Source organism: Janthinobacterium svalbardense, assembly GCF_002327145.1.
GTDB lineage: Bacteria > Pseudomonadota > Gammaproteobacteria > Burkholderiales > Burkholderiaceae_D > Janthinobacterium > Janthinobacterium tructae.
On sequence record NZ_CP023422.1, the window covers coordinates 3950830 to 3971550 of the forward strand.

16 protein-coding genes are annotated in these 20721 nt (G+C 62.5%); 8 read left to right on the plus strand and 8 right to left on the minus strand.

Translation table 11 applies throughout. The features are described from left to right. Nucleotides 1-2 precede the first annotated feature (2 nt). Together leuE and CNX70_RS17540 are read left to right on the plus strand one after the other, a co-directional pair. Complete coding sequence (leuE, locus tag CNX70_RS17535) at nucleotides 3-677, plus strand: leucine efflux protein LeuE (protein WP_096235762.1); 675 nt, start codon at nucleotides 3-5, stop codon at nucleotides 675-677. A gap of 12 nt (nucleotides 678-689) precedes the next feature. Then, a complete protein-coding gene (locus tag CNX70_RS17540; protein ID WP_096235763.1) occupies nucleotides 690-1781 on the plus strand; it encodes a threonine aldolase family protein in 1092 nt (363 codons plus the stop codon). Between the two features lie 159 nt (nucleotides 1782-1940). Here the strand turns inward: CNX70_RS17540 and CNX70_RS17545 are convergent, their stop codons facing one another. Both CNX70_RS17545 and CNX70_RS17550 read right to left on the minus strand, forming a co-directional pair. Continuing rightward, nucleotides 1941-3383, minus strand: coding sequence for an OmpP1/FadL family transporter (locus CNX70_RS17545; RefSeq protein WP_096235764.1), 1443 nt, complete (start codon nucleotides 3381-3383; stop codon nucleotides 1941-1943). 198 nt (nucleotides 3384-3581) lie between these two features. Beyond that, nucleotides 3582-6332 carry a bifunctional diguanylate cyclase/phosphodiesterase gene (locus CNX70_RS17550; RefSeq protein ID WP_096235765.1) on the minus strand — a complete coding sequence of 917 codons (2751 nt, stop codon included), beginning with the start codon at nucleotides 6330-6332 and terminating at the stop codon, nucleotides 3582-3584. A gap of 157 nt (nucleotides 6333-6489) precedes the next feature. On the opposite strand from CNX70_RS17550, the gene CNX70_RS17555 reads away from it, so the two are divergent. Continuing rightward, nucleotides 6490-7464: a thymidylate synthase gene (locus CNX70_RS17555; protein WP_096235766.1), complete on the plus strand. Its 975-nt coding sequence runs from the start codon at nucleotides 6490-6492 to the stop codon at nucleotides 7462-7464. Next, a complete protein-coding gene (locus CNX70_RS17560; RefSeq protein ID WP_096235767.1) occupies nucleotides 7464-8507 on the plus strand; it encodes an SMI1/KNR4 family protein in 1044 nt (347 codons plus the stop codon). The genes CNX70_RS17555 and CNX70_RS17560 overlap by 1 nt, the downstream gene beginning before the upstream one ends. Here CNX70_RS17560 and CNX70_RS17565 read toward each other — a convergent pair. The 4 genes from CNX70_RS17565 to CNX70_RS17580 form a co-directional block, all read right to left on the minus strand. Continuing rightward, nucleotides 8504-10789 carry an outer membrane beta-barrel family protein gene (locus tag CNX70_RS17565; RefSeq protein WP_096235768.1) on the minus strand — a complete coding sequence of 762 codons (2286 nt, stop codon included), beginning with the start codon at nucleotides 10787-10789 and terminating at the stop codon, nucleotides 8504-8506. The two genes, CNX70_RS17560 and CNX70_RS17565, sit on opposite strands and share 4 nt — an antisense overlap. 197 nt (nucleotides 10790-10986) lie before the next feature. Then, a complete protein-coding gene (locus CNX70_RS17570; protein WP_096235769.1) occupies nucleotides 10987-12312 on the minus strand; it encodes a VWA domain-containing protein in 1326 nt (441 codons plus the stop codon). Between the two features lie 9 nt (nucleotides 12313-12321). Next, a complete protein-coding gene (locus CNX70_RS17575; RefSeq protein WP_096235770.1) occupies nucleotides 12322-13572 on the minus strand; it encodes a TerD family protein in 1251 nt (416 codons plus the stop codon). Nucleotides 13573-13670: 98 nt separating this feature from the next. Continuing rightward, on the minus strand, nucleotides 13671-14246 hold the full coding sequence (locus CNX70_RS17580; RefSeq protein WP_096235771.1) for a TerD family protein: 576 nt from the start codon (nucleotides 14244-14246) through the stop codon (nucleotides 13671-13673). A 176-nt stretch (nucleotides 14247-14422) separates the two neighbouring features. Here CNX70_RS17580 and CNX70_RS17585 point away from each other — a divergent pair, with 176 nt between their 5' ends. The 4 genes from CNX70_RS17585 (at nucleotide 14423) to CNX70_RS17600 (ending at nucleotide 19773) form a co-directional block, all read left to right on the plus strand. Further along, nucleotides 14423-15238 (plus strand): alpha/beta fold hydrolase, encoded by an 816-nt coding sequence (locus CNX70_RS17585; RefSeq protein WP_096235772.1) that lies wholly within the window; start codon nucleotides 14423-14425, stop codon nucleotides 15236-15238. Next, nucleotides 15235-15720, plus strand: a complete 486-nt coding sequence (locus tag CNX70_RS17590) for a dihydrofolate reductase (RefSeq protein ID WP_096235773.1) — start codon at nucleotides 15235-15237, stop codon at nucleotides 15718-15720. The genes CNX70_RS17585 and CNX70_RS17590 overlap by 4 nt, the downstream gene beginning before the upstream one ends. A gap of 241 nt (nucleotides 15721-15961) precedes the next feature. Further along, nucleotides 15962-18226: an arginine/lysine/ornithine decarboxylase gene (locus CNX70_RS17595; protein ID WP_071076848.1), complete on the plus strand. Its 2265-nt coding sequence runs from the start codon at nucleotides 15962-15964 to the stop codon at nucleotides 18224-18226. Between the two features lie 158 nt (nucleotides 18227-18384). Then, entirely contained in the window at nucleotides 18385-19773 is a 1389-nt protein-coding gene (locus tag CNX70_RS17600) for a sigma 54-interacting transcriptional regulator (RefSeq protein WP_096235774.1), read from the plus strand. Here CNX70_RS17600 and CNX70_RS28575 read toward each other — a convergent pair. Next, complete coding sequence (locus CNX70_RS28575; protein WP_208624440.1) at nucleotides 19733-19942, minus strand: hypothetical protein; 210 nt, start codon at nucleotides 19940-19942, stop codon at nucleotides 19733-19735. The genes CNX70_RS17600 and CNX70_RS28575 overlap by 41 nt on opposite strands. A gap of 98 nt (nucleotides 19943-20040) precedes the next feature. Beyond that, nucleotides 20041-20691, minus strand: coding sequence for a hypothetical protein (locus tag CNX70_RS17610; protein WP_096235775.1), 651 nt, complete (start codon nucleotides 20689-20691; stop codon nucleotides 20041-20043). Nucleotides 20692-20721: the final 30 nt, after the last annotated feature.

Genomic DNA, 20721 nt, shown 5'->3' on the forward strand with positions numbered 1-20721 from the left:
TCATGAACGCACTTTTCCACGCCAACCTGGGCATCACCGATTTCTGGACCTTTTTACTGGGGACCATCTTCATCGTCATCCTGCCCGGCCCCAATTCCATGTACGTGCTGTCGGTGGCCGCGCAGCGCGGCGTGCGGCCCGCCTATCAGGGCGCCTTCGGCATCTTTGCCGGCGACCTGATTTTAATGGTGCTGTCGGCCTGCGGCGTGGCCTCGCTGCTGAAAGCCAGCCCGGCCCTGTTTTATGTCGTGAAATACATCGGCGCGGCCTACCTGGGCTGGATCGGCCTGCAGATGCTGATAGGCTGCTGGCGCAAGCTGCGCGCGCCAAGCTCCGTCGACGGTGTAGCGGCAACCGAACAGGCTCCCGTCAAGGAAAGCGACCCGTTCCGCAAGGCGCTGATCATCAGCCTGATGAACCCGAAAGCGATCCTGTTCTTCATTTCGTTTTTCATCCAGTTCGTCGACCCGGCCTTTTCAAAGCCCGTACTGTCCTTCATCGGCCTGGGCCTGATCTGCCAGGTGATCAGCTTCAGCTACCTGACGGCCATCATCTTTGTCGGTGCGCGCCTGGCCGAGACCTTCCGCCGCCGTCGCCGCCTGTCGGCCGGCATGGGCGGCGGCGTGGGTGCCATGTTCATCGGCTTCGGCGCGAAACTGGCCACCGCCACACTCTAAGGAAGAAGCGCCTTGACTGAAGCCGAACTGCGCCAGCACTGCCATACCATCCTGCCGGGCCACCGCCAGCCCACGCCAGCGGCCACCTTCGCCGCCATGGCCGCCTGGTGCGAGGCCAACGACATCGCGCACGATACCTATGGCGAAGGCGCGCTGATCGAGCAATTCGAGAACAAGGTCGCCAGCCTGCTCGGCTTCGAAGCGGCCGTGTTCTGCATCACGGGCACCATGACGCAGGTCACCGCCCTGCGCCTGGCCTGCCAGGATCGCGGTTCGCGCCTGGTGGCGCTGCATCCCACGTCGCACATCCTGCGCCACGAGCGGGGCAACCATGCATTGCTGGAGCACTTCACGGGTTTGATGATCGGCGACCCGTACCGTCCGTGGACGGTGGACGATTTGCGCGCCGTGCCCGATGCGCTGGGCGCCGCCCAGGTCGAACTGCCGATGCGCGAAATCGGCGGCCAGTGCCCGTCCTGGGTTGAGTTAAACGAGATCAAACGGCACTGCCGCGACCACAACATTCACCTGCACATGGATGGCGCGCGCCTGTGGGAAGCGCAAGCCGGTTTTGACGAGCCGCTGCCCGCCATCTGCGGCGGCTTCGATTCCGTCTACGTGTCGCTGTACAAGGGCATCGGCGGTCTCGGTGGCGCCATGCTGGCCGGCAGCCGCGGCTTTGTCGAACGGGCGCGCGCGTGGTTCCACCGCCAAGGCGGCAACATCGTGCACCGCACGCCCTACGTGGTGGCCGCCGCCATGCAGTTCGACGCGCGCCTCGCCGCCATGCCCCGCTATTTCGCACGCACGCAGTGGCTGTACGCGCTGCTGCGCGACTTCCCGAGCATCGCCGTCAACCCCGCCCAGCCGCAGGCCAACATGCTGCACCTGCACTTGCCCGTCTCGCGCGAGCGGGCCATCGCCATCCGCAACCAGGTGGCCGAAGAACACGGCATCTGGCTGTTCGGCCGCGCCAGCCACGCCGCCCTGCCAGGGCACAGCGTGGTGGAATGGTATGTGGGGGATCAGTTGCTGGAACTGCCGGACGATAGCGTGCGGCGGGCCTTGACCTTGCTGGATCACGCCATGCGTATTAAAGCCTGAGCGGCGCAGGTCTTGGTAGGTCGGGGTAGGTCGGGTTAGCGCACAGCGTGTAACCCGACAGCTTCCGCGCTACCACAAAGCAAAACCCATGCACCAAAAAAAAGCGCCAGAAGGCGCTTTTTTCCTTTCATGGCGGCCGGGTTGGCCGCCACTACCTGCTTAGAACTTGTAGTTATAAGCGAGACCGATCAACTGCATGCGGGTCTTGAACAGGCCCTTGGTGGTTTCACCGTTGCCGGTGCAGCCAGTCTTGACAGGCGAGCAGTCGTTTGTATAGTTGACCTCAGCATCCTTGAAGTCGATGAAGCTGTAAGCCAGGTCCAGCGAGGAATTGGCGTTCAGTTTCCAGTTCGCGCCGATCGAGTACTGCATGCGATCGCTGTCCGGCAAGGCCGGGTGGCGCAGTTCCGCGCTGCGTACGGGCGCCTGGTCGTGCGCAATACCGGCACGCAGCATCAGACTCTCGCTGTACTTGTAGTTGGTGCCCAGCGAGACGCGGTAAGTGTCTTTCCAGTTCTGGCGAATGCGCTCGGCGCCTTCGGCCGTTGGCGGGAACTGGATATCCAGGTTCTCCAGGCGCGAAGTGCGGGTCCAGGTAACGTCGCCCATCAAGGCCCAACGATCATCCATCTGGTGGAAGGCGTTGACCGACAGGGTTTCCGGCGTGCGCAGTTCGACCAGCGCCTCGGAATTGACCTTGTTCGAGGCTTTGGCGATGAAGGCGTTCACGGCAGGATTGCTCGTCACTTGAGAGAAGTCCCAGATGGTGCTGCCCTTGAGCTTGTGCGAAATCGACGAGCGGTAAGCAATACCGAAACGCGTGCCTTCGTTCAGCTGGTACAGGTAGCCGAGGTTGAAGCCAAAGCCCCAATCGTGGCCGTCCATCGAAGCATGGCCATCCTTGATCGGGCCCTGCAGCGCGGCGCCGGCAGCCATTGCGGCAGGCACGCCTTGCGTCTTGAGAATGTTGTTGATGAACGCCTGCGATGCGGTTGGCGCAAATTTACCCAGGAAAGCAACCGAACCCGGCACGTCCACGCCCTGGCCCAGTTCCGCCTTCATGTATTCGGCCGTCACGCCGAAACCGAACGAGTGATGCTGGTCCAGCTTGAACGCCACCGAAGGATTCAGGGCGATGGCTTCGAGCTTGATATTGGTGATCGCATAACGACCATACCAGTCATTGCCGTAATCGAGCTTGGCGCCATATGGCACGAACAGGCCGGCGCCGACGGTCCACTGGTCATTGATTTTCTTGCTGGCGTACAAGGCAGGCGCGACCACGGCGTCCGGCGCGTAGTCCTTGGTTGCAGCGTAAGGCGTGCGATTGCCTGCGAAGAAAGGCTTCGAACCCTCATCCGTGTAGGTCGAATGTGGCACGACGATGGTGCCGCCGCCCACGAACTGCGTGCCTTCCAGGCGCGACAGGCCGGCCGGGTTGTAGAAAATGGTCGAAGCGTCGGCCGCTTCGGCGCCGCTGGCATCGGCCGTGCCCTGGGCGGAAACGCTTTGCGAGCCAAAACGGTAGCCCGATGCTTGCGCGGTGGAGGAGATGCCGGCGAACGCGGCAATGATGAGGAGGGGCAGATATTTATGTTTCAAGTTAGTCTCTCTTTATTATATGAAGTGTCTTCGTCACATTGTCTCGGGTAGCTCAACCTCACCCGTCTTGCACTGTTCTTGCCGCCGTGAACTCCAATTCACTGACGGCATGAGCGAAGCATATAATATTTTTTAAAAAAAAGCGAACGTTCGCTCTTTTTGTGAAACAGCGTTGTTTTCCGCGCCAATCACGGGGCTTTAAGGAGGCAGCACGGGCGCTGGAAGCGGTATCAGAAAGCGCTGCTGCATCAGCCCCAGCATCTGTTCGGCCGGCACGGGGCGTGAAATGAAATAGCCTTGCACTTCGTTGCATTGCAGCGCGCGCAGGATGTCGAGCTGCTCGCGCGTCTCCACCCCTTCGGCCACCACGCTCATGCCCAGCGCATGCGCCATCGACAGGATGGCGCGCACGAATACTTCACCCTGCTCCGAGCGCCCCAGTTCCATGGTGAAGGCGCGGTCGATCTTCAAGCCATCCATGGCGAACTTCTGCAGCTGCGACAGCGAAGAATAGCCGGTGCCGAAATCGTCGACCAGCAGGCGCACCCCCAGCGCGCGGATGGCCGACAACTGCTCCACGGCGCGGTTCTGCTCATCCATCATGGCCGATTCGGTGATTTCCACCTCGATCAGCCGTGCATCGATGCGGTGGCGCGCCAGCGCGGACGCCAGTACCTGGTGCACGTCGCCACGGCCGAACTGGCGCGCCGAGACGTTGATCGAGACGGGCACCATTTCCAGCCCGCTGGCCTGCCAGCGCGCCATTTGCAGGCACACCTTCTCGATGACGACTTCGCCCAGCTGCGAAATCAGGCCGCTGCTTTCGGCCACAGGGATGAATTCCAGCGGCGGCACCATGCCGTGCTGCGGATGCTGCCAGCGCACCAGCGCCTCCATGCTGCACAGCTGACCGCTCATGGCGTCGACGCGCGGCTGGTAGACGACAAGGAACTGGTCCAGCTCCAGCGCCGTCACCAGGCTTTGCTCCAGTTCGCGACGGTTGCGGATGGTTTCGAACAATTCCGGCTGGAAGAAGCGGTGATGGCCCTTGCCCGCCACTTTCACGGCATACATGGCGATATCGGCATTCTTCAACAGCACTTCCGTCTCGGCGCCATCGCGCGGATACAGACTGATGCCGATCGAAGCGCCCATCTTGTGGCGTTCGCTGCCCAGGTAAAACGGTTCGTCGAAGGCGATGGCGATGCGCTGCGCCACCTGTTCGGCACGGCTGTCGTCTTCCACCGGGTCGAGCACGACGACGAATTCATCGCCGCCCAGGCGCACCATGTGGTCGCCCGGCCGCAGCACGCCCTTCAGGCGCAAGGAGGCGGCGCGCAGCACTTTATCCCCCTCGGCGTGGCCCTGCGTGTCGTTGATATCCTTGAAACCATCGAGGTCGATGAACAGCAGCGCCAGCATGTGCCGCGCGATGGCGGCGCGGCCCAGGGCGCCGGGCAGGAATTGCTGCAGCCAGTAGCGGTTGGGCAAGCCCGTCAAGCCGTCTTCATTGGCCAGGCGGCGCAAGTCGCGCTCGTGCTCCTTGGCCGTGCTGATGTCTTGCAGGGTGACGGCCAGGCGGTCGCCGCTGCGCACCAGGCGCCGGCGTATCCAGCGCAGCTTGAACGGGTTACCTTCCGGCAACTCGATCTCTTCCTCGGAAAAGCCGGACTGCATGGCGGCCCGGTAGTTATGGATCAGGTCGCGGAAATACGGCTCGTGGGCGCGCGACTGCAGGCGCATGCCCAGCAATTGTTCGCGCCGCACGCCAAAGTAGCCGGCGCCCGGCTCGTTGCAGTCGACGATCTCGAAGTCGAGGATGCTGCCATCCGTGCCGCGCAAGGCGGCAATGATGTAAAAGCCGTCGCTGGTGCCTTCAGTGGCCATGCGGTAGGCGTTGCGCACGCCTTCGGACTGGTGGTGGCGCCACGCCAGGCGCAGCGACAGCACGGTGGCGACGGCGGCAAAGGCCAGCAGCAGCACGCTGACGGCCAGCGCGATGCCGATGTAAATGGTGCGCGTTTCTTCGTACGGGTGCAGCATTTCGCCGTCCGACAGTCCGACCACGGCCGTAAACGGATAGGCTTTCAGCGCCTGCCAGCCGACATAGCGGCTTTGCTTGTCAGAAAAAGCGATCCTGCCGCCAGAATGCATGGCGCCGCTCTCCGTTTCCAGGAAGCTGGTGTCGAGAAACGGCGTGCCTTCACCGTTCTGTGTCGGCAGGACGCGCGAACCGAGACGCGTGCTGAACAGTTCCCCCTCTTCGCCCACCATGGCGGACATGCCGAACTTGCCGAAATTGACGCTGTTGTAAAATTCGCAAAAATAGCTGGAATGAAGGGAAATGAGCAGCACACCGTCAAAATTGCCATCCTCGTCTTCCAGCCGGCGCGTGAAATGCACGAGGCTTTCGTCGGCGCCGGGGGGTGCCGGGGCCGCCTCGATGGCCCTCCCCAGCGCGATACGCAGCGCGCTGGAATTGCTGCGCCAGTGACGCAGCAGGAAATCGCTGCGCTCGTTAACCCGCAACTGCTGCAGCGGCGCCGTGGCCGTCACGGGGTGGCCCTTGCGGTCGAGGATGGCGACGATGGCAAATTGCGGCAAGGCATACATGCCCTGCGTCTTCAATTGATCGAGGCGCAGCTGGCCGCGCGAATTTTCCCACTCATACTTGAGCTGCAAGGTCAGCTGGTCCATCTGTTCCAGCGTGCGCAGCAGATACTGGCCATACGCTTTCGACAAGGAAGACACGCTGTCGAGCGCCTGCTGCTGCGCCACCTTCCTTTCCGCCTCCAGCTGCAGCAAGGTGGCCGTCCACAGTACCGCGCACAGGACCAGCCCCAGCAAGGGCCAGGCCAGGATCAGGCGCAGGTTGGCCTTGAGAAAATCGGCCCTGCTCATCTCCACCACGGCGGCGTTATTATTATTTACAAATTGTCGCAAGAACATGGTGCAGCATCTGCCGTTTCTATGTATTTCTTGAAGGACACACAAATTACCACAGAGTCATGTTTGCAGGTGAAACGGCAGCGCATTTATGTGTGCGGACGACAGCTCGCCTGTCGCGGCTGCGTTACAATCACCATCCTTACCGTTGGAGAAATACATGCAGCAATATCAAGATTTGATCAAGACCGTGCTCGAAACGGGCAGCTGGCAAGACAACCGCACGGGCATCCGCACCCTGAGCGTGCCGGGCGCCATGATGCGTTTCGACTTGGCCAACGGCAACTTCCCTGCCGTAACGACCAAGAAACTGGCTTTCAAATCCGTGATCGGCGAATTATGCGCCTTCCTGCGCGCCTCGCGCAATGCGGCCGAGTTCCGCGCGCTGGGCTGCAAGGTATGGGACCAGAACGCCAATGAAAACGCGCAATGGCTGGCCAATCCCTACCGCGAAGGCGAGGATGACCTGGGCCCCGTGTATGGCGTGCAATGGCGGCAATGGCCTGCCTACAAGCTGCTCGATGCCGACCAGACCGCGCAGATTGCCGACGCGCAAGCGAACGGTTTTACCTTGATCGCCCCCCTCGTCGAAGATGGCGTGCAAAAAGTGCTGATGTACAAGGCCGTCGACCAGTTGCGCGAGTGCCTCGATACCATCATGACGAACCCGGGCAGCCGGCGCATCCTGTTCCACGGCTGGAACCCGGCCGTGCTGGACGCCGTCGCCCTGCCCGCCTGCCACTTGCTGTACCAGTTCATCCCGAACGCCAGCACGCGCGAAATCTCGCTGTGTTTATATGTACGCAGCAACGATATCGGCCTGGGCACGCCGTTCAACATCGCCGAAGGCGCCGCCCTGCTGCACCTGGTGGCGCGCCTGACGGGCTACACGCCGCGCTGGTTCACGTATTTCATCGGCGACGCACACATCTATGAAAACCACCTCGACATGGTGGAAGAGCAACTCAAGCGCACACCGTTCCCGGCGCCGCGTTTCGTCATTTCCGAACGCGTGCCCGACTACGCCAAGACGGGCAAGTACGAGCCGGAGTGGCTGGAAAAGATCGAACCGTCGGATTTCTCGCTGGAAGGCTATGAACACCATGCGCCCATCAAGGCGGCGATGGCCGTTTGATGGCGGTCGCACCGCTGGCCGCCCTGCACCGCAAGCTGTTTGACGAAACGGACGGCAGCAAGTTTGCCAGGCTGAAAGAGCGGCTGCTGAAAAAGCATGCGCCCGACGACCGGCTGGCCGTGCTGGACATTTTGACGGCGTATGCGCGCGATGGGCAACTGCTGCACTGGCGCAGCTTTTTGATGACAGATATCGTGCACCTGGTGGAAGGCAGTCAACACGCGGCCTTTTTCGCCTGGGCACTGGAGCAGCCCACGCTGGCGTACTGGGGCGTCGATGGCTTGCTGAAAAGTATAGGCGTGGAGGCGTATGCGCCGCTGGTGGCGCTGGCAGCGTCCGGCGCCACCAGCCTGGAAGTGCGCGCCAAGGCGATCAAGAGCCTGGCCGTATTCAGCCGCCAGCCGTTTGACCAGGGCTTGCCGACCGATCCCGGCCACTGGAAGGCAGAACAGCTGCGGCTCGATGCCGTGCTGGCCTGGCAAGCGGACGGCTACCCTGATGGTGCCGGCTACAAGGCGCCCGCCACGCATGAGACGCTGACCCGGCCGCTGTCGCGCCTGGAAATGGCAGCCACCTTCCTCGATCGAAAACTGGCGCTGCGGCGCCAGCGCGAACAGGATCTGGCGCAACCGTCGAACTGGCTGACGCTCGCCAGCGCCGCGGACATGGCCGAGATCGAGGCGCACTGGGTCTTGCCGGAGATCTACCGCCGCTTCCTGGCCTGGTATTCACCGCTGCGCGTGCATGTCGACGGCAAGCGCTTCCCGCAGGGCCTGCATCTGTACGGCGCGGCCGAGCTGGTGAAGGCCCAGCACGGCTACTCGGTCGATGCCGTGCACCATCACACCATCGCGGCCTGGCCGCCGAAGCTGGTGGTGATTGCCGATGCGGGCGGCGACCCATACTGCGTGCACCTGGAAGAAAGAAGCATCGACGGCGACTTGCCCGTGTACCGCGCCAACCATGGCACGGGAGAATGGCGCTTCGAACTGCATACGGACGATTTCATCGACTTCCTGCACGAGATCGCGCTGGCCGCCTAGCCAGCTTCGCCTCCCGGCCCACCAGGGCCGGCGCCGCCTGGACCGCCTGGCCCGCGTCCCCCAGGCGGACCGAAGCGGGGTTCCCGTTCGCCCTCTTTCGCCGCCGAGGTGGCGCCGCCGAGGCGGTACGACAGCCCCACATAAATCATCCGTCCATCGAAGCGGCGCGTGCTCGTCTCGCGCAGGGAAGCACTATTGATGACGGTTTCCATCTTGTTGCTGCTGAATACATCGGTCACGTTCATGACCAGGCTCAGCTGCGGCGTCACCGTATGGCGCCAGCTCACATTCAAAGTGTTGTTCGGCGAGCGGTAGCCCTGCCCCGACAGCATCTTGCCTTGCATTTGCAGGGCCAGCTGCAGCTGGTTCGCCGCATCGAACTGGTAATTGAGGCGCGCGCGGCCGCTCAGGGCATTCGCCGTGCGCGTGCTGCGGTTGCCCAGGTCGTCGGAACTGGTTTGCTGGCTGCGCGCCAGGTTGCCGCTCGTATTCAGGGTCAAGGATGGGGTCAGCTTGCCGCTGACGCTGAACTCCAGGCCGCTCGAATGGCTGCCTGCGCCGTTTTCGCGCGTGGTCAGCAGCACATTGTCGCTGATAAAGTAGCGGTAATCGACGATGGCGTCCGTGTCGCGCCGGTGGTAGGCGCGCAAGCTGCTTTCCAGGCCGGCGATCTTCGTTTCATAGCCGATCTCGAACGAATCCGTCTGCGTGGGTTTCAGCCTCGGGTTACCGGCCGACACATTGAACTCGTCGCGGTACACCACGTACGGGTTCAGGTCACCCGCGCTGGGGCGGCGCAGGCGGTGCGCATAGCTGAAGCGCACATTGCTCTCGTCGCTGACCTTATACGTGGCGAACAGGCTGGGGATGTAGTTGACGTAATTGTTGCCGGCCTCGACGCCGCCCGTGATCTGGCGCACGTTCAAGTCCGTGTACTCGGCACGCAGGCCGGCCAGCGCGCCCCAGCGTTCGCTCAGGCGCATCTGCCAGGAGCCGTACAGCGCGATGGTGCGCTCGTCGAGCTCGAAACGGTTGCTGCGCATGGGGTTGACAGTTGCCGCCAGGCTGGCCGGGTTGATGTCCGTATATAAAGTGTCGAAACTGCTCTGGTTATCGGCCACCTTGTAGCCCAGTTTGGCCGTGCCGCCCGCCAGCGGACGCTCGTAGTCGCCGCTGAAGTCGACGAGGCGGTTGCCCGTCTCGCTGTGCTGGCGCGCGCGGCTATCGAAGGCATGCACGGGCGCAACCGTGTAGGTGTTGGCGTAATCGCTGTCGCTCTCATTGGTCGAGGATGACACGCGCAGGTCGATCTTCAACGATTCGCCCGGCAACTCGCCCTTGTGGTCGTAGCGCGCCCCCCAGCTGTAATTGCGGCTGTCGCCGTTGCGCACGGTGCTGCGCACATAGTCGCCGATGGTGCTGCCCGTGCTGTCGCCATTGATGTAGCGGTCGAGCGAACGCTGGTCGTTGCTGCGACCGTTATACGACACGCTGGCGGCCAGGGTGTCGTTCGTGTTCAGGTTGTAGTTCACGGTGCCGTGCAAGCCCAGCGAGTCGTTCAAGCCATTGCTGGCGGAGCTTTGGCTGCTGGGGGCGAATGCGCCTGTGCCACGCTCCAGGCGCTCGCGGCTGACCTCGCCCACGGAATTGCGGCCGTCATGGCGCACATTGATGCCGCCCTGATAGCCCCACGGCCCTTCGTTGTAGCTGCCGGAGACGGCACTGTTGTAGCGCCCAGCGATGCCCGCATTCGCGTTGACTGTAGCAAAGCCGCCCGGCTTGCGGTTGCGCCGCATCACCAGGTTCAGGATCGGGCCGCCACCGGCTTCGTTGCCGAACTGGGCGCCGGGATTGTTGATCACTTCCACCGATTCGATATCGTCGGCCGCCATGGCGTTCAGGGTGGCGCCGCGCGCATCGCCCTGCAGCATGGCCGACGGCTTGCCATCGATCAATATCTGCACATTGCTGCTGCCGCGCAAGGACACGGAACCGTCGGGATCGACGGCCACGGAAGGTACATTGTTGAGCGCGTCGGCCGCCGTGCCGTTGCTGCTGCCCACATCGGACTTGACGTCGTAGACTTGCCGGTCGATGCGGCCCGTGGGACGTTCGGCCGTCACGCTGACGGAAGGGGGAGCATCGGCGAGCGGTACCTTGGCCGATACGGGTGCTGCTGCGGGCTTGACGACGGCGTCGCCGGTGACAGTTTGCGCCTGGACAGGGGCGCCGGAGACCAGCAGGCTACCGCCCGCCAGACAGTGGAAAAGGATTTTATACATTTGGCTAAAAAATAATCGAGACGCTACGGATGAGGCGCTACGCCGCAGCGTGAGGGCACAGGTGTGGGCACAGTGAAAGCATGCCACGACTCCATTGAGCAAAGCAAATGCGAACCATTGTTATTTACTTCAATTTACAAATCTCTTCCACTTGTGGTCGTATAGCCTCATCCGATGAACTTTGCGCTACCTTTGCGCTATCTCAGCAAGCCCTGCCCCCGCGCCAGTTTCAGCCAGCCCGGATATTCCGTCATCAGCAAATCGTACAGCTCCGCATCGCTGTGCTCGTCGGGCGAGCTGACGGAAAAGTAATTGGCATTGTCGACCAAGCGTCCCTGCAATTCGTCGAGTTTTTCCAGGAAGGGAAAGTCGGAATCAGCAAAGGCGGCGAGAAACTTGCTTTTCGACTTGCGCCCCTTGCCGATGCCCATGAATTGCCAGAAGATGGGTTCATTGCTGGCCCAGCGCAATTGCTTCTCCGTTGTCGCCTGGTCGCTCGTGCCGCCATCGGTAACGAACATGACGTACACGGGTAATTCCGCCGCGACGGGCCGCGTGCGCTCGCCGCCGGCCTTGTCTGGGAAATAAAACGCGCGGATCGCCTGCATGGCGGCGCCATAGCGCGTATCGCCTTCCAGCGGATGGCGCTGTATGGCCTGGCCCACGTAGCTATTGCAGTTGCTCAAGGCCATGGGCGCCGGATGGTGGACGTTCTTGCCGAACAGGAAAACATCGATCTCGCCATCGTCGTCGAACTTGCAGCCCAGGGCCAGGATGCGCTCGGCAAAGCGCTGCACCAACCCCTCTTTATATAGCCGTCCCATGGAACCGGAAATATCCAGGCATAAACACACCTTGGCCCGGTGCTCGGATAGGCCCACTTTTTGCAGCGACACGCCCGCCTGCTTGACCAGGCTGACCAGTTGCGGCGCCTCGCGTTCGACTCTCTTTTCCAGGTTGATCTTCGCCTGCTGAATTGCCGAAGCCGCGGCAGGCGCGGCCTGGTCGACTTCGCCGCCAAAGTGCTGCACCAGCGCATCGAGGCCGCCATTAAAACCCTGGCCCACGGCCATGCAGCGCCAGCCGCCATCCTTGCGGTAAATTTCTGCCAGCATGACGGCTTTTTCTTGCGCGAAATCAGACCCGGCAAAGGCGAAGCGGGCCAGTTCGCGCCCGCCCGCCTGCAGGCGCACATGGCCAGCTTGCAGCTGCGACATCACACCGCCGCCATCGATGGAGGCCGTCACGACGAGCCGGTCTATGCCGGCCGGCAAGCGCGCCAGCTGCAAGGCAAACTCGGCCGTGTCGCCAGCGCTGCCGGCACGCGCTTCCACGCCGCCGCACGGCGTGCGCGGCTGGTTGAAAAAGGTCATGTAGCGCTCGTCGGACAGCTTGCCCGCCGCATCGAGGCCAAAACAGGCCACGTCGAGCGCCAGCCCCTGCGCGGCGACGCCGATCTGCAGCACGCCATCGGGAACGAGATTGGCCAGCGGCAAGCGCTGACCCTTGGACAAGGTTTCCATCAGTGTCTCCTAGGCGATGTAACGGCGCGGATTGTCCGCGTTAAAATCATCTTCGTCTTCCTTGTCCTCGCCCTTGAAGACGACGGGACCGTTGAAGGCCAGCTGCAGGTTCTCGCCCTGCCAGCTCAGCCACGGCGTCGCTTCGCTGCCCGGTTCCGACGTCTTGCCGGACGGCTCCAGGATGATGCTGTCGGGCGTGATGCGCGCCATGCCGATCACATAGGTGTAGACCGTATCGTCTGCGGCTGCCTTCGACAGGCGGAAGTCGAAGTCGCACTCGACGATCTGCTGGCCGTATTGCATGACCATTTTCGGGCGCATGGACGCCACCGGGACGGCACCATTGGCCAGCGCCGAATACACGCTGAAGACGAGGCCCACCGTGCCGCCGTAATGTTGCGCCAGCGCAGGATTGACTTCCACCGTTTCCGTGGCCGGCTCCTTGCCCGCCGCACCGGCCACGTCGCCCAGGTGGCGCACGAAGGGCATGGCGTCAAAGCTGCCTGCCGTGTCCGGCGCCTGGATGAAGCGCATCTGGCCATTCGGCAAGAGGATGCCGACTCTTAAATCGAGATCGTCGTTATCGTCGTCGCCATCGCCGTTATCGACCCAGGTAGCCTTGACGGTGAGTTTGCTCGGCGCGCCGGCGCCCTTTTCCAGCGACACCTTGTGCGTCTGGCCCGCCTTGGTCAGCGAAATTTTCGACAAGGAAATTTTCGGCGCCGCAGGTTCGGGAGCTGCCTGCGCCACTTCACCGCCGAAATGCGCGACCAGCGCGTCCAAGCCGCCATTAAAACCCTGGCCCACGGCCATGAAACGCCAGCCGCCATCCTTGCGGTAAAACTCGCCCAGCATGACGGCTGTTTCTTGCGAAAAATCAGCACCCGCATACGCGTAGCGGGCCAGTTCGCGCCCGCCGTCGAGCAGGCGCAGGTAGCCGCTGGCCAGCTGCGCCATGCTGGCCGCGCCATCGATGGCGGCCGTGACGACCAGGCGTTCGATGGAGGCAGGCAAGCGTTCAAGCTGGTAACTGAAACCGGCCGCATCGCCGCACGGCGCCGAGGTTTCCACACCGCCGCAGGGCGTGCGCGGCTGGTTGAAGAAAGTCATGTAGCGGTCGTCGGACAATTTACCGGCGGCATCGAGGCCGAAACAGGCAAAGTCCAGCGGCACGCCCGCGCTGGACAGACCCAGTTGCACGACGTTGCCCGTGACGAGGCCGGACAGCGCCAGGCGCTGCCCCTTGATCAGGTTTTCCATGGGATCAGGTAAATAAGAAGGGAGATACAAAGGAGAAGCAAAACCGGGCAGCGTGGCCGCCCGGCAAAGGTACGCCCTTTCAGGCGTCAACATGCTTTTTAAGCATTAATACCAAAAGAACGGGCCAGTGGACCCAGGCCGCCTTTGAAACCCTGGCCGATCGCCTTGAATTTCCATTCGCTGCCGGCGCGGTAGATTTCGCCGAAGATCATGGCCGCTTCCGTCGAGCCGTCTTCCGACAGGTCGTAGCGGGCGATTTCCGCGCCATTGTCGCCATTCAGGCAGCGGATATAGGCCTTGCCGACCATGCCGAAGTTTTGCTTGCGCGCTTCCGCGTCGTGGATGGTGACGGCCACGGCGATCTTGTCGATGTCGGCCGGCACGTTGGCCAGGTCGACGGCGATTTTCTCGTCGTCGCCATCGCCGCCACCGGTGGTGTTGTCGCCCGCGTGGACGATGGAGCCATCAACCGACTTCAGGTTATTATAAAAAATGAAATCGGCATCGGAACGGGCCTTGCCATCCGCTTTCAGCAGGAAGGCGCTGCCATCCAGGTCGAAAGCGGCGCCATCAGTGGCGCGCGGGTCCCAGCCCAGGCCAATCACGATTTTCGTCAAGCCGGGAGCTTCCTTGCTCAGGTTGACATTGCCGCCTTTTTGCAAACTGATCGCCATGGTAATTCCTCTTTAATGTGGGGGTTGCATTCGGTGTTTCAGGTCACGTCGCCGGCACGCCGGCTTGATGAGTCATGAGCCTACCATAAAGTTCCTGCTTGCCAGCCGCGCACTATTGAAAATAATGCCATACGGAAAATACCGTGCTGCGATCCGGATGCGCAAAATGACGGATAATGCCGCTCGACAAAAATTTTCACCATCCTGTACCAGGCTTGTCCTTGAACAATACAACGATACGACTCGTTTGCATCCCCGGCACCTTGTGCGATGAACGCCTGTGGTCGCGCCTGGCCCCTGCCCTGGGCGACGCCTTTCAGCTACAGCACGTGCCCCTGCATCAGGCGCGCACGCGCGCGCAGATGCAATCGATGATTGCCAGCCACAGCGCTCCGCAAGCCCACCTGGTGGGCTTTTCGCTGGGCGCCTACCTGGCGCTGGAACACGCGCTGGCGCACCCGCAGCGTGTGCAGTCTTTGACTTTGATCGCCAATTCCGCCCAAGGTTTGCTGCCGGCGGAAATTAGCGCGCGCCAGCGCATCGTCGCCATGCTTGAGCGCAATGCCTATGCGGGCATCACGCGCCAGCGCCTGCGCGAACTGCTGCACCCGTCGCACCTGGACGATACCGCCATCACGGGCCTGATCCAGCAAATGGGACTGGACCTGGGCAAGGACGTGCTGCTGGCGCAATTTCTCACCACCATCAACCGCCCCGACCTGATGGCGCGCTTGCCGGAACTCGATTTCCCCGTGCTGATCGTGGGCGCCGAAGACGACAAGCTCGTCCATCCCGACGACCTGCGCGCCATGGCCGCCCGCCTGCCGCAGGCTACCTTGCACTTACTAAAAGACAACACAGGCCACATGATTCCGCTGGAAGCGCCGGGCGCGCTGGCCGAAGCCATGCGTGCGCATCTGGAGGCGGCCGGCAATTTCAACGATAATGACGGGCATCGGGCCATGCCCCAACCCTTTTCACAGAACCCATGAGCCATTTGACCATCATCGTCGCCACCGACCAGCAAGGCGGCATCGGCATCGACAACACCCTGCCGTGGAAATTGCCGGAAGACCTCGCGCACTTCAAGCGCCTGACGACGGGCCACCCCATCCTCATGGGCCGCAAGACCTTCGATTCCATCGGCCGTCCGCTGCCGAACCGCCGCAACATCGTCATCACGCGCAACCCGGACTGGCGCCATGACGGCGTGGAAGCGGTGTCGTCGGTGCAAGCGGCCATCGCCCTGCTCGATGGGGCCGAAGGCTATGTCATCGGCGGCGCCGAAATCTACCAGCAATCACTGGCCTTGGCGCAGCGTTTGATCATCACGGAAATCGGCCAGACGTTTGACTGTGACGCTTTTTTCCCCGCCGTGGACCATGCCGTGTGGCAAGAAACCGCGCGCGAAGCGCATGTCTCGGAGAAATCCGGCCTGCCTTACGCCTTTGTCACCTTGCAACGCAAAGCCTGATAAAGTTGATATGCATACGGACAGAATGTTGCTGTAATACCCCTGTCACACCGTTGCGTCACGCTAGCGCATGCTGGTGACGCTTGGCTACGATATTTTTTTCCCGCAGACGCCGCATTTCTGCGAGAATCCCGTTCTTATTTTTTTTCTGCGGCTGCCGGGTTGTACTACCGCCTGACCGTCGCGCCCTAGTCCGCCCCTCCACATAAGTCAGGGGCGGCTTGCTTTTTTGGAGACATGCATGAAATTTCGTTTCCCCATCGTCATCATTGACGAGGATTTCCGTTCTGAAAATACGTCCGGCCTGGGCATTCGCGCCCTTGCCGCCGCAATGGAAAAAGAAGGCATGGAAGTGCTGGGCGTGACCAGCTACGGCGATTTGTCGCAATTTGCCCAACAACAATCGCGCGCATCGGCCTTCGTGCTGTCGATCGACGATGAAGAGTTCGGTGCCGGTTCCGTCGAGGAAACCGACCACGCCTTGAAATCGCTACGCGCCTTCGTCGAAGAAATCCGCTACAAGAACGCCGATATCCCGATTTATCTGTACGGTGAAACGCGTACCTCGCGCCACATTCCGAACGATATCCTGCGCGAACTGCATGGTTTCATCCACATGTTCGAAGATACGCCGGAATTCGTCGCGCGCCATATCATCCGCGAAGCGAAATCCTACCTCGATGGCCTGTCGCCGCCGTTCTTCCGCGCACTGGTGCACTACGCCAACGACGGCTCCTACTCGTGGCATTGCCCCGGCCACTCGGGCGGCGTCGCATTCCTGAAGTCGCCTATCGGCCAGATGTTCCACCAGTTCTTCGGTGAAAACATGCTGCGCGCCGACGTCTGCAACGCCGTCGAAGAACTGGGCCAGCTGCTCGACCATACGGGCCCTGTCGCCGCGTCCGAGCGGAATGCGGCGCGCATCTTCAATGCCGATCATTGCTATTTTGTCACCAATGGTACGTCCACCTCGAACAAGATGGTGTGGCACTCGACCGTGGCACCGGGCGACATCGTCGTCGTCGACCGCAATTGCCACAAGTCGATCTTGCATTCGATCATCATGTGCGGCGCGATTCCCGTGTTCCTGATGCCGACGCGCAATCACCTGGGCATCATCGGCCCCATCCCGCTGCATGAATTCACGCCGGAAAGCATTGCCCGCAAGATCGAGGCGAACCCGTTCGCACGCGAAGCGAAGAACAAGAAGCCGCGCATTCTGACCATCACGCAATCGACCTACGACGGCGTGATCTACAACGTGGAAACCCTGCGCGAAATGCTCGATGGCAAGATCGACACCCTGCACTTCGATGAAGCGTGGCTGCCGCACGCCACCTTCCACGATTTCTACAAGAATATGCACGCCATCGGCAAGGACCGTCCGCGCGCCAAGGAATCGATGATCTTCTCGACCCAGTCCACGCACAAATTGCTCGCCGGCCTGTCACAGGCTTCGCAAATCCTCGTGCGTGAATCGGACACGGTCAAGCTGGACCAGGACGCCTTCAACGAGGCTTACCTGATGCACACCTCGACCTCGCCGCAGTATTCCATCATCGCCTCGTGCGATGTGGCCGCGGCCATGATGGAAGCGCCGGGCGGCACGGCCCTGGTGGAAGAATCGATCATGGAAGCGCTCGATTTCCGCCGCGCCATGAAGAAGATCGACCAGGAATGGGGCCAGGACTGGTGGTTCCAGGTGTGGGGTCCGGACAGCTTCAACGACGAAGGCATGGGCCAGCAGGAAGACTGGATGATACGCGCCGAGGATGACTGGCACGGCTTCGGCGACCTCGCTCCCGGCTTCAACATGCTCGACCCGATCAAGGCGACCATCGTCAACCCGGGTCTGTCGCTGGACGGCCAGTTCGGCGAGACGGGCATCCCCGCGTCCATCGTCACCAAATACCTGGCCGAGCACGGCGTCATCATTGAAAAATGTGGCCTGTACTCGTTCTTCATCATGTTTACCATCGGCATCACCAAGGGCCGCTGGAATACCTTGCTGACGGCCTTGCAACAGTTCAAGGACGACTACGACAAGAACCAGCCGATGTGGCGCATCCTGCCGGAATTTGCGGCCGCCAACCCGCGCTACGAAAAAATGGGCTTGCGCGACCTGTGCCAGCAAATCCACGATTTCTACAAGGCCTATGACGTGGCGCGTCTGACGACGGAAATGTATTTGTCGGACATGATCCCCGCCATGAAGCCGTCGGACGCGTTCGCCAAGATGGCGCACCGCGAAATCGAGCGCGTGGCCATCGACGAACTGGAAGGGCGCATCACGTCCATCCTGCTGACGCCATATCCACCGGGCATTCCGCTCTTGATCCCGGGCGAGCGCTTCAACAAGACCATCGTCGACTACCTGCGCTTCGCGCGCGACTTCAACGAGCGCTTCCCCGGCTTCGAGACGGATGTGCATGGCCTGGTGAAACGCGAAGTCGATGGCAAGCGTGGATATTTTGTGGATTGCGTCAAGTTGGATGAGAACATCTAAAAACATCGCCGTTCCTTGAACTGCGCTCATGAACGCCGCCTGATGCAGATCAGGCGGCGTTTTTCATTCTGGGCTACCGCGCACGCTTGCGCCAGATCAAACGGCTGGGGTATCGGGCTTCTAAGATAGGCGACTCGTGCCCTCGTGATGGCAGGCATATGACGCTCAAGGTGTGGCTGGAAATCGTGCAGCAGGCGGCGGCTGGCAGTGGCGCCTTGCTGATGACGGCCTTGAAGCAGGCTCAGGTAACTGTAGAGCGGCGGCACGATGGCGAGGTCGCTAGCGCGGGCATCGTGCTGTTTGCCGAGACCGATGCCGCGCTGCTGCACGCGCTGCCGGTCCTGTGCCGGCACGCCTCCGTGCTGGCCATTGCCGCCTGCGGCCGGTCACCCAGCTGCGCGCAACAGCGCGCCCTGATGGCGGCAGGCGCGCTCGATGTGCTGCGGTGGCCGGACGGCGCCATTGACGCGGGCCCGGTGCTGGCGCGCCTGCAGCGCTGGCAAGCCGTGGCGCAGCTGCTGGCATCAAACGCCGTGCGCCAGCAGTTGGTGGGCGACAGCGCGGCCTGGACGGCCTTGCTGCACCATGTGGTGGAAATGGCCGCCTTCAGCCAGGCCTCGGTGCTGATCACGGGCGAAACGGGCACGGGCAAGGATTTATTGGCGCAACTGGTCCACCGCCTCGGCAATTGCCACGGCGGCTTCACCATCCTCGACTGCACTACCCTGTCGCCGGAACTGGCTGGCAGCGAACTGTTCGGCCATGAACGGGGCGCCTTTACGGGGGCGTCTGGTGCGCGCGACGGCGCTTTTGCCCTGGCCGACGGCGGCGTGCTGTTTCTCGACGAAGTGGGCGAACTGTCGCTGCCCCTGCAGGCGCAGCTGCTGCGCGCCATCCAGGAACGCCAATACAAGCGCGTGGGCGGCAATACCTGGCAACCCACGCAATTCAGACTCGTGTGCGCCACCAACCGCGAACTGGAAGACGAAGTGGCGCGCGGCGCCTTCCGCGCCGACCTGTATTACCGTATCGCCGGCTGGCGTTGCCAGACGCCGCCCCTGCGCGAACGCCAGGACGATATCCTGCCTCTGGCCCGGCATTTCCTCGCCGAGCTGGGGCAGCGGCCTGCGCCACCGCTGGACGCCGCCGTGCGCGAATACCTGCTGCTGCGCGACTATCCGGGCAATGTGCGCGAGCTGCGCCAGACCGTCACGCGCATCTGGCACCGCCATTGCGGCCCCGGCCCCATCACCATCGGCGCCCTGCCGCCCGAAGAACGGCTGCTGGCGCCGCCCTGGCCCGACCCGTATTTTGAAGCGGCCGTGCGGCGAGCCCTGAGCCTGGGCCTGAATCTGTCGGACATCACGCGCTGCGCCAGCGACCTGGCCATCCGCCTGGTGCTGGCCGAGGAACACGGCAACAACCAGCGCGCCGCCGCCCGGCTGGGCGTGACCGACCGCGCCCTGCAGATACGCCGCAAGGCGGCCGCCTGCGCGGCAAGCAGCCTCACGCCAGCCCCGCCAGCCGCAAAAAATTGCCACCCATAATCAGCGCCGCATCCAGCGGCGGCAAGCCCAGCAGCTGAACCTTGTGCAATTCCAGCCCCGGATGCAGCCAGGGGCCATCCGAACCGAACAAGACCTTGATCAGAGTGAAAGGTGGCGAACAGCACGCTGCGGGCGATGCCGGCCGCCTGCGCGCGGCGTAAATATGCATTTAGCGGCGCAGCGCTGTCCCACGGCCCACTCAAACCGTCGCCGGTGCCAGCGTGGCAATGACAATCGATGACCAGCGCCATGGCCGCCTCCCTGCGCTCAGCTCCAGTCGCCCATGACGACGATGCGGTTGCCGCGCCGGCGCCAGCGCCCACTTTCCTCTTCCTGCTGCGGCGCGGGCGAACGGAAGTGCGGCAATTGCTGGTGCAGGGCCCGCGTCAGCGCGCTTTCCACGGCGCGCGCGCTGCCATCGCCATCGGCCGCCAGGCGCGCCGCCTGCCCCGCGATGCGCACGAAGCGGCGCGCCAGCTCCAGCTCGCGGTCGGCCGGCGCTTCGCTCTCCATTTCCAGCTCCAGCGCATTGCTGGCCGCGCGCCCCAGGGCTGAACCGAGCGCCGTGCCCACGCCCGGTATGGGGATCATCGAACCGAGGGCGCCGCCGACAAATGGCAAGGCCGTCTTGGCCACGGCCTTCAAGGCGCCGCCCAGGGGCTTGGCCACCTTGGCAAGGGTCGATCCCACCTTCTTGACGCCCTTCCACACGCTCTTGAAGACATTGCCGAGAAACTGCTCGAGTTCTTCCTCGCTGGCCACTTCCAGCAATTCCGTGGCGAGCTGCAATTCTTCCTCTTCGCCGAAGATGGCCGGCGCCGTGCCCTTGCCGGGCCAGTCGTGGCCGAATTCCAGCACTTCAAACGCGGCGCCGGCCCGCTGCCGGCATTGCGCGCATGCGCATTCGAGTTGATGCATGATGTTCTCCTTCGCCGTCATCCTGTTGTC

Coding starts and splice junctions, on each gene's coding strand:
- leuE (WP_096235762.1), top strand. CDS start 3: ATGAACGCACTTTTCCACGCCAACCTGGGCATCACCGATTTCTGGACC.
- CNX70_RS28575 (WP_208624440.1), bottom strand. CDS start 19,942: ATGCATATTTACGCCGCGCGCAGGCGGCCGGCATCGCCCGCAGCGTGC.
- CNX70_RS17595 (WP_071076848.1), top strand. CDS start 15,962: ATGAAATTTCGTTTCCCCATCGTCATCATTGACGAGGATTTCCGTTCT.
- CNX70_RS17575 (WP_096235770.1), bottom strand. CDS start 13,572: ATGGAAAACCTGATCAAGGGGCAGCGCCTGGCGCTGTCCGGCCTCGTC.
- CNX70_RS17610 (WP_096235775.1), bottom strand. CDS start 20,691: ATGCATCAACTCGAATGCGCATGCGCGCAATGCCGGCAGCGGGCCGGC.
- CNX70_RS17590 (WP_096235773.1), top strand. CDS start 15,235: ATGAGCCATTTGACCATCATCGTCGCCACCGACCAGCAAGGCGGCATC.
- CNX70_RS17600 (WP_096235774.1), top strand. CDS start 18,385: ATGACGCTCAAGGTGTGGCTGGAAATCGTGCAGCAGGCGGCGGCTGGC.
- CNX70_RS17550 (WP_096235765.1), bottom strand. CDS start 6,332: ATGTTCTTGCGACAATTTGTAAATAATAATAACGCCGCCGTGGTGGAG.
- CNX70_RS17560 (WP_096235767.1), top strand. CDS start 7,464: ATGGCGGTCGCACCGCTGGCCGCCCTGCACCGCAAGCTGTTTGACGAA.
- CNX70_RS17585 (WP_096235772.1), top strand. CDS start 14,423: ATGCCGCTCGACAAAAATTTTCACCATCCTGTACCAGGCTTGTCCTTG.
- CNX70_RS17580 (WP_096235771.1), bottom strand. CDS start 14,246: ATGGCGATCAGTTTGCAAAAAGGCGGCAATGTCAACCTGAGCAAGGAA.
- CNX70_RS17570 (WP_096235769.1), bottom strand. CDS start 12,312: ATGGAAACCTTGTCCAAGGGTCAGCGCTTGCCGCTGGCCAATCTCGTT.
- CNX70_RS17555 (WP_096235766.1), top strand. CDS start 6,490: ATGCAGCAATATCAAGATTTGATCAAGACCGTGCTCGAAACGGGCAGC.
- CNX70_RS17565 (WP_096235768.1), bottom strand. CDS start 10,789: ATGTATAAAATCCTTTTCCACTGTCTGGCGGGCGGTAGCCTGCTGGTC.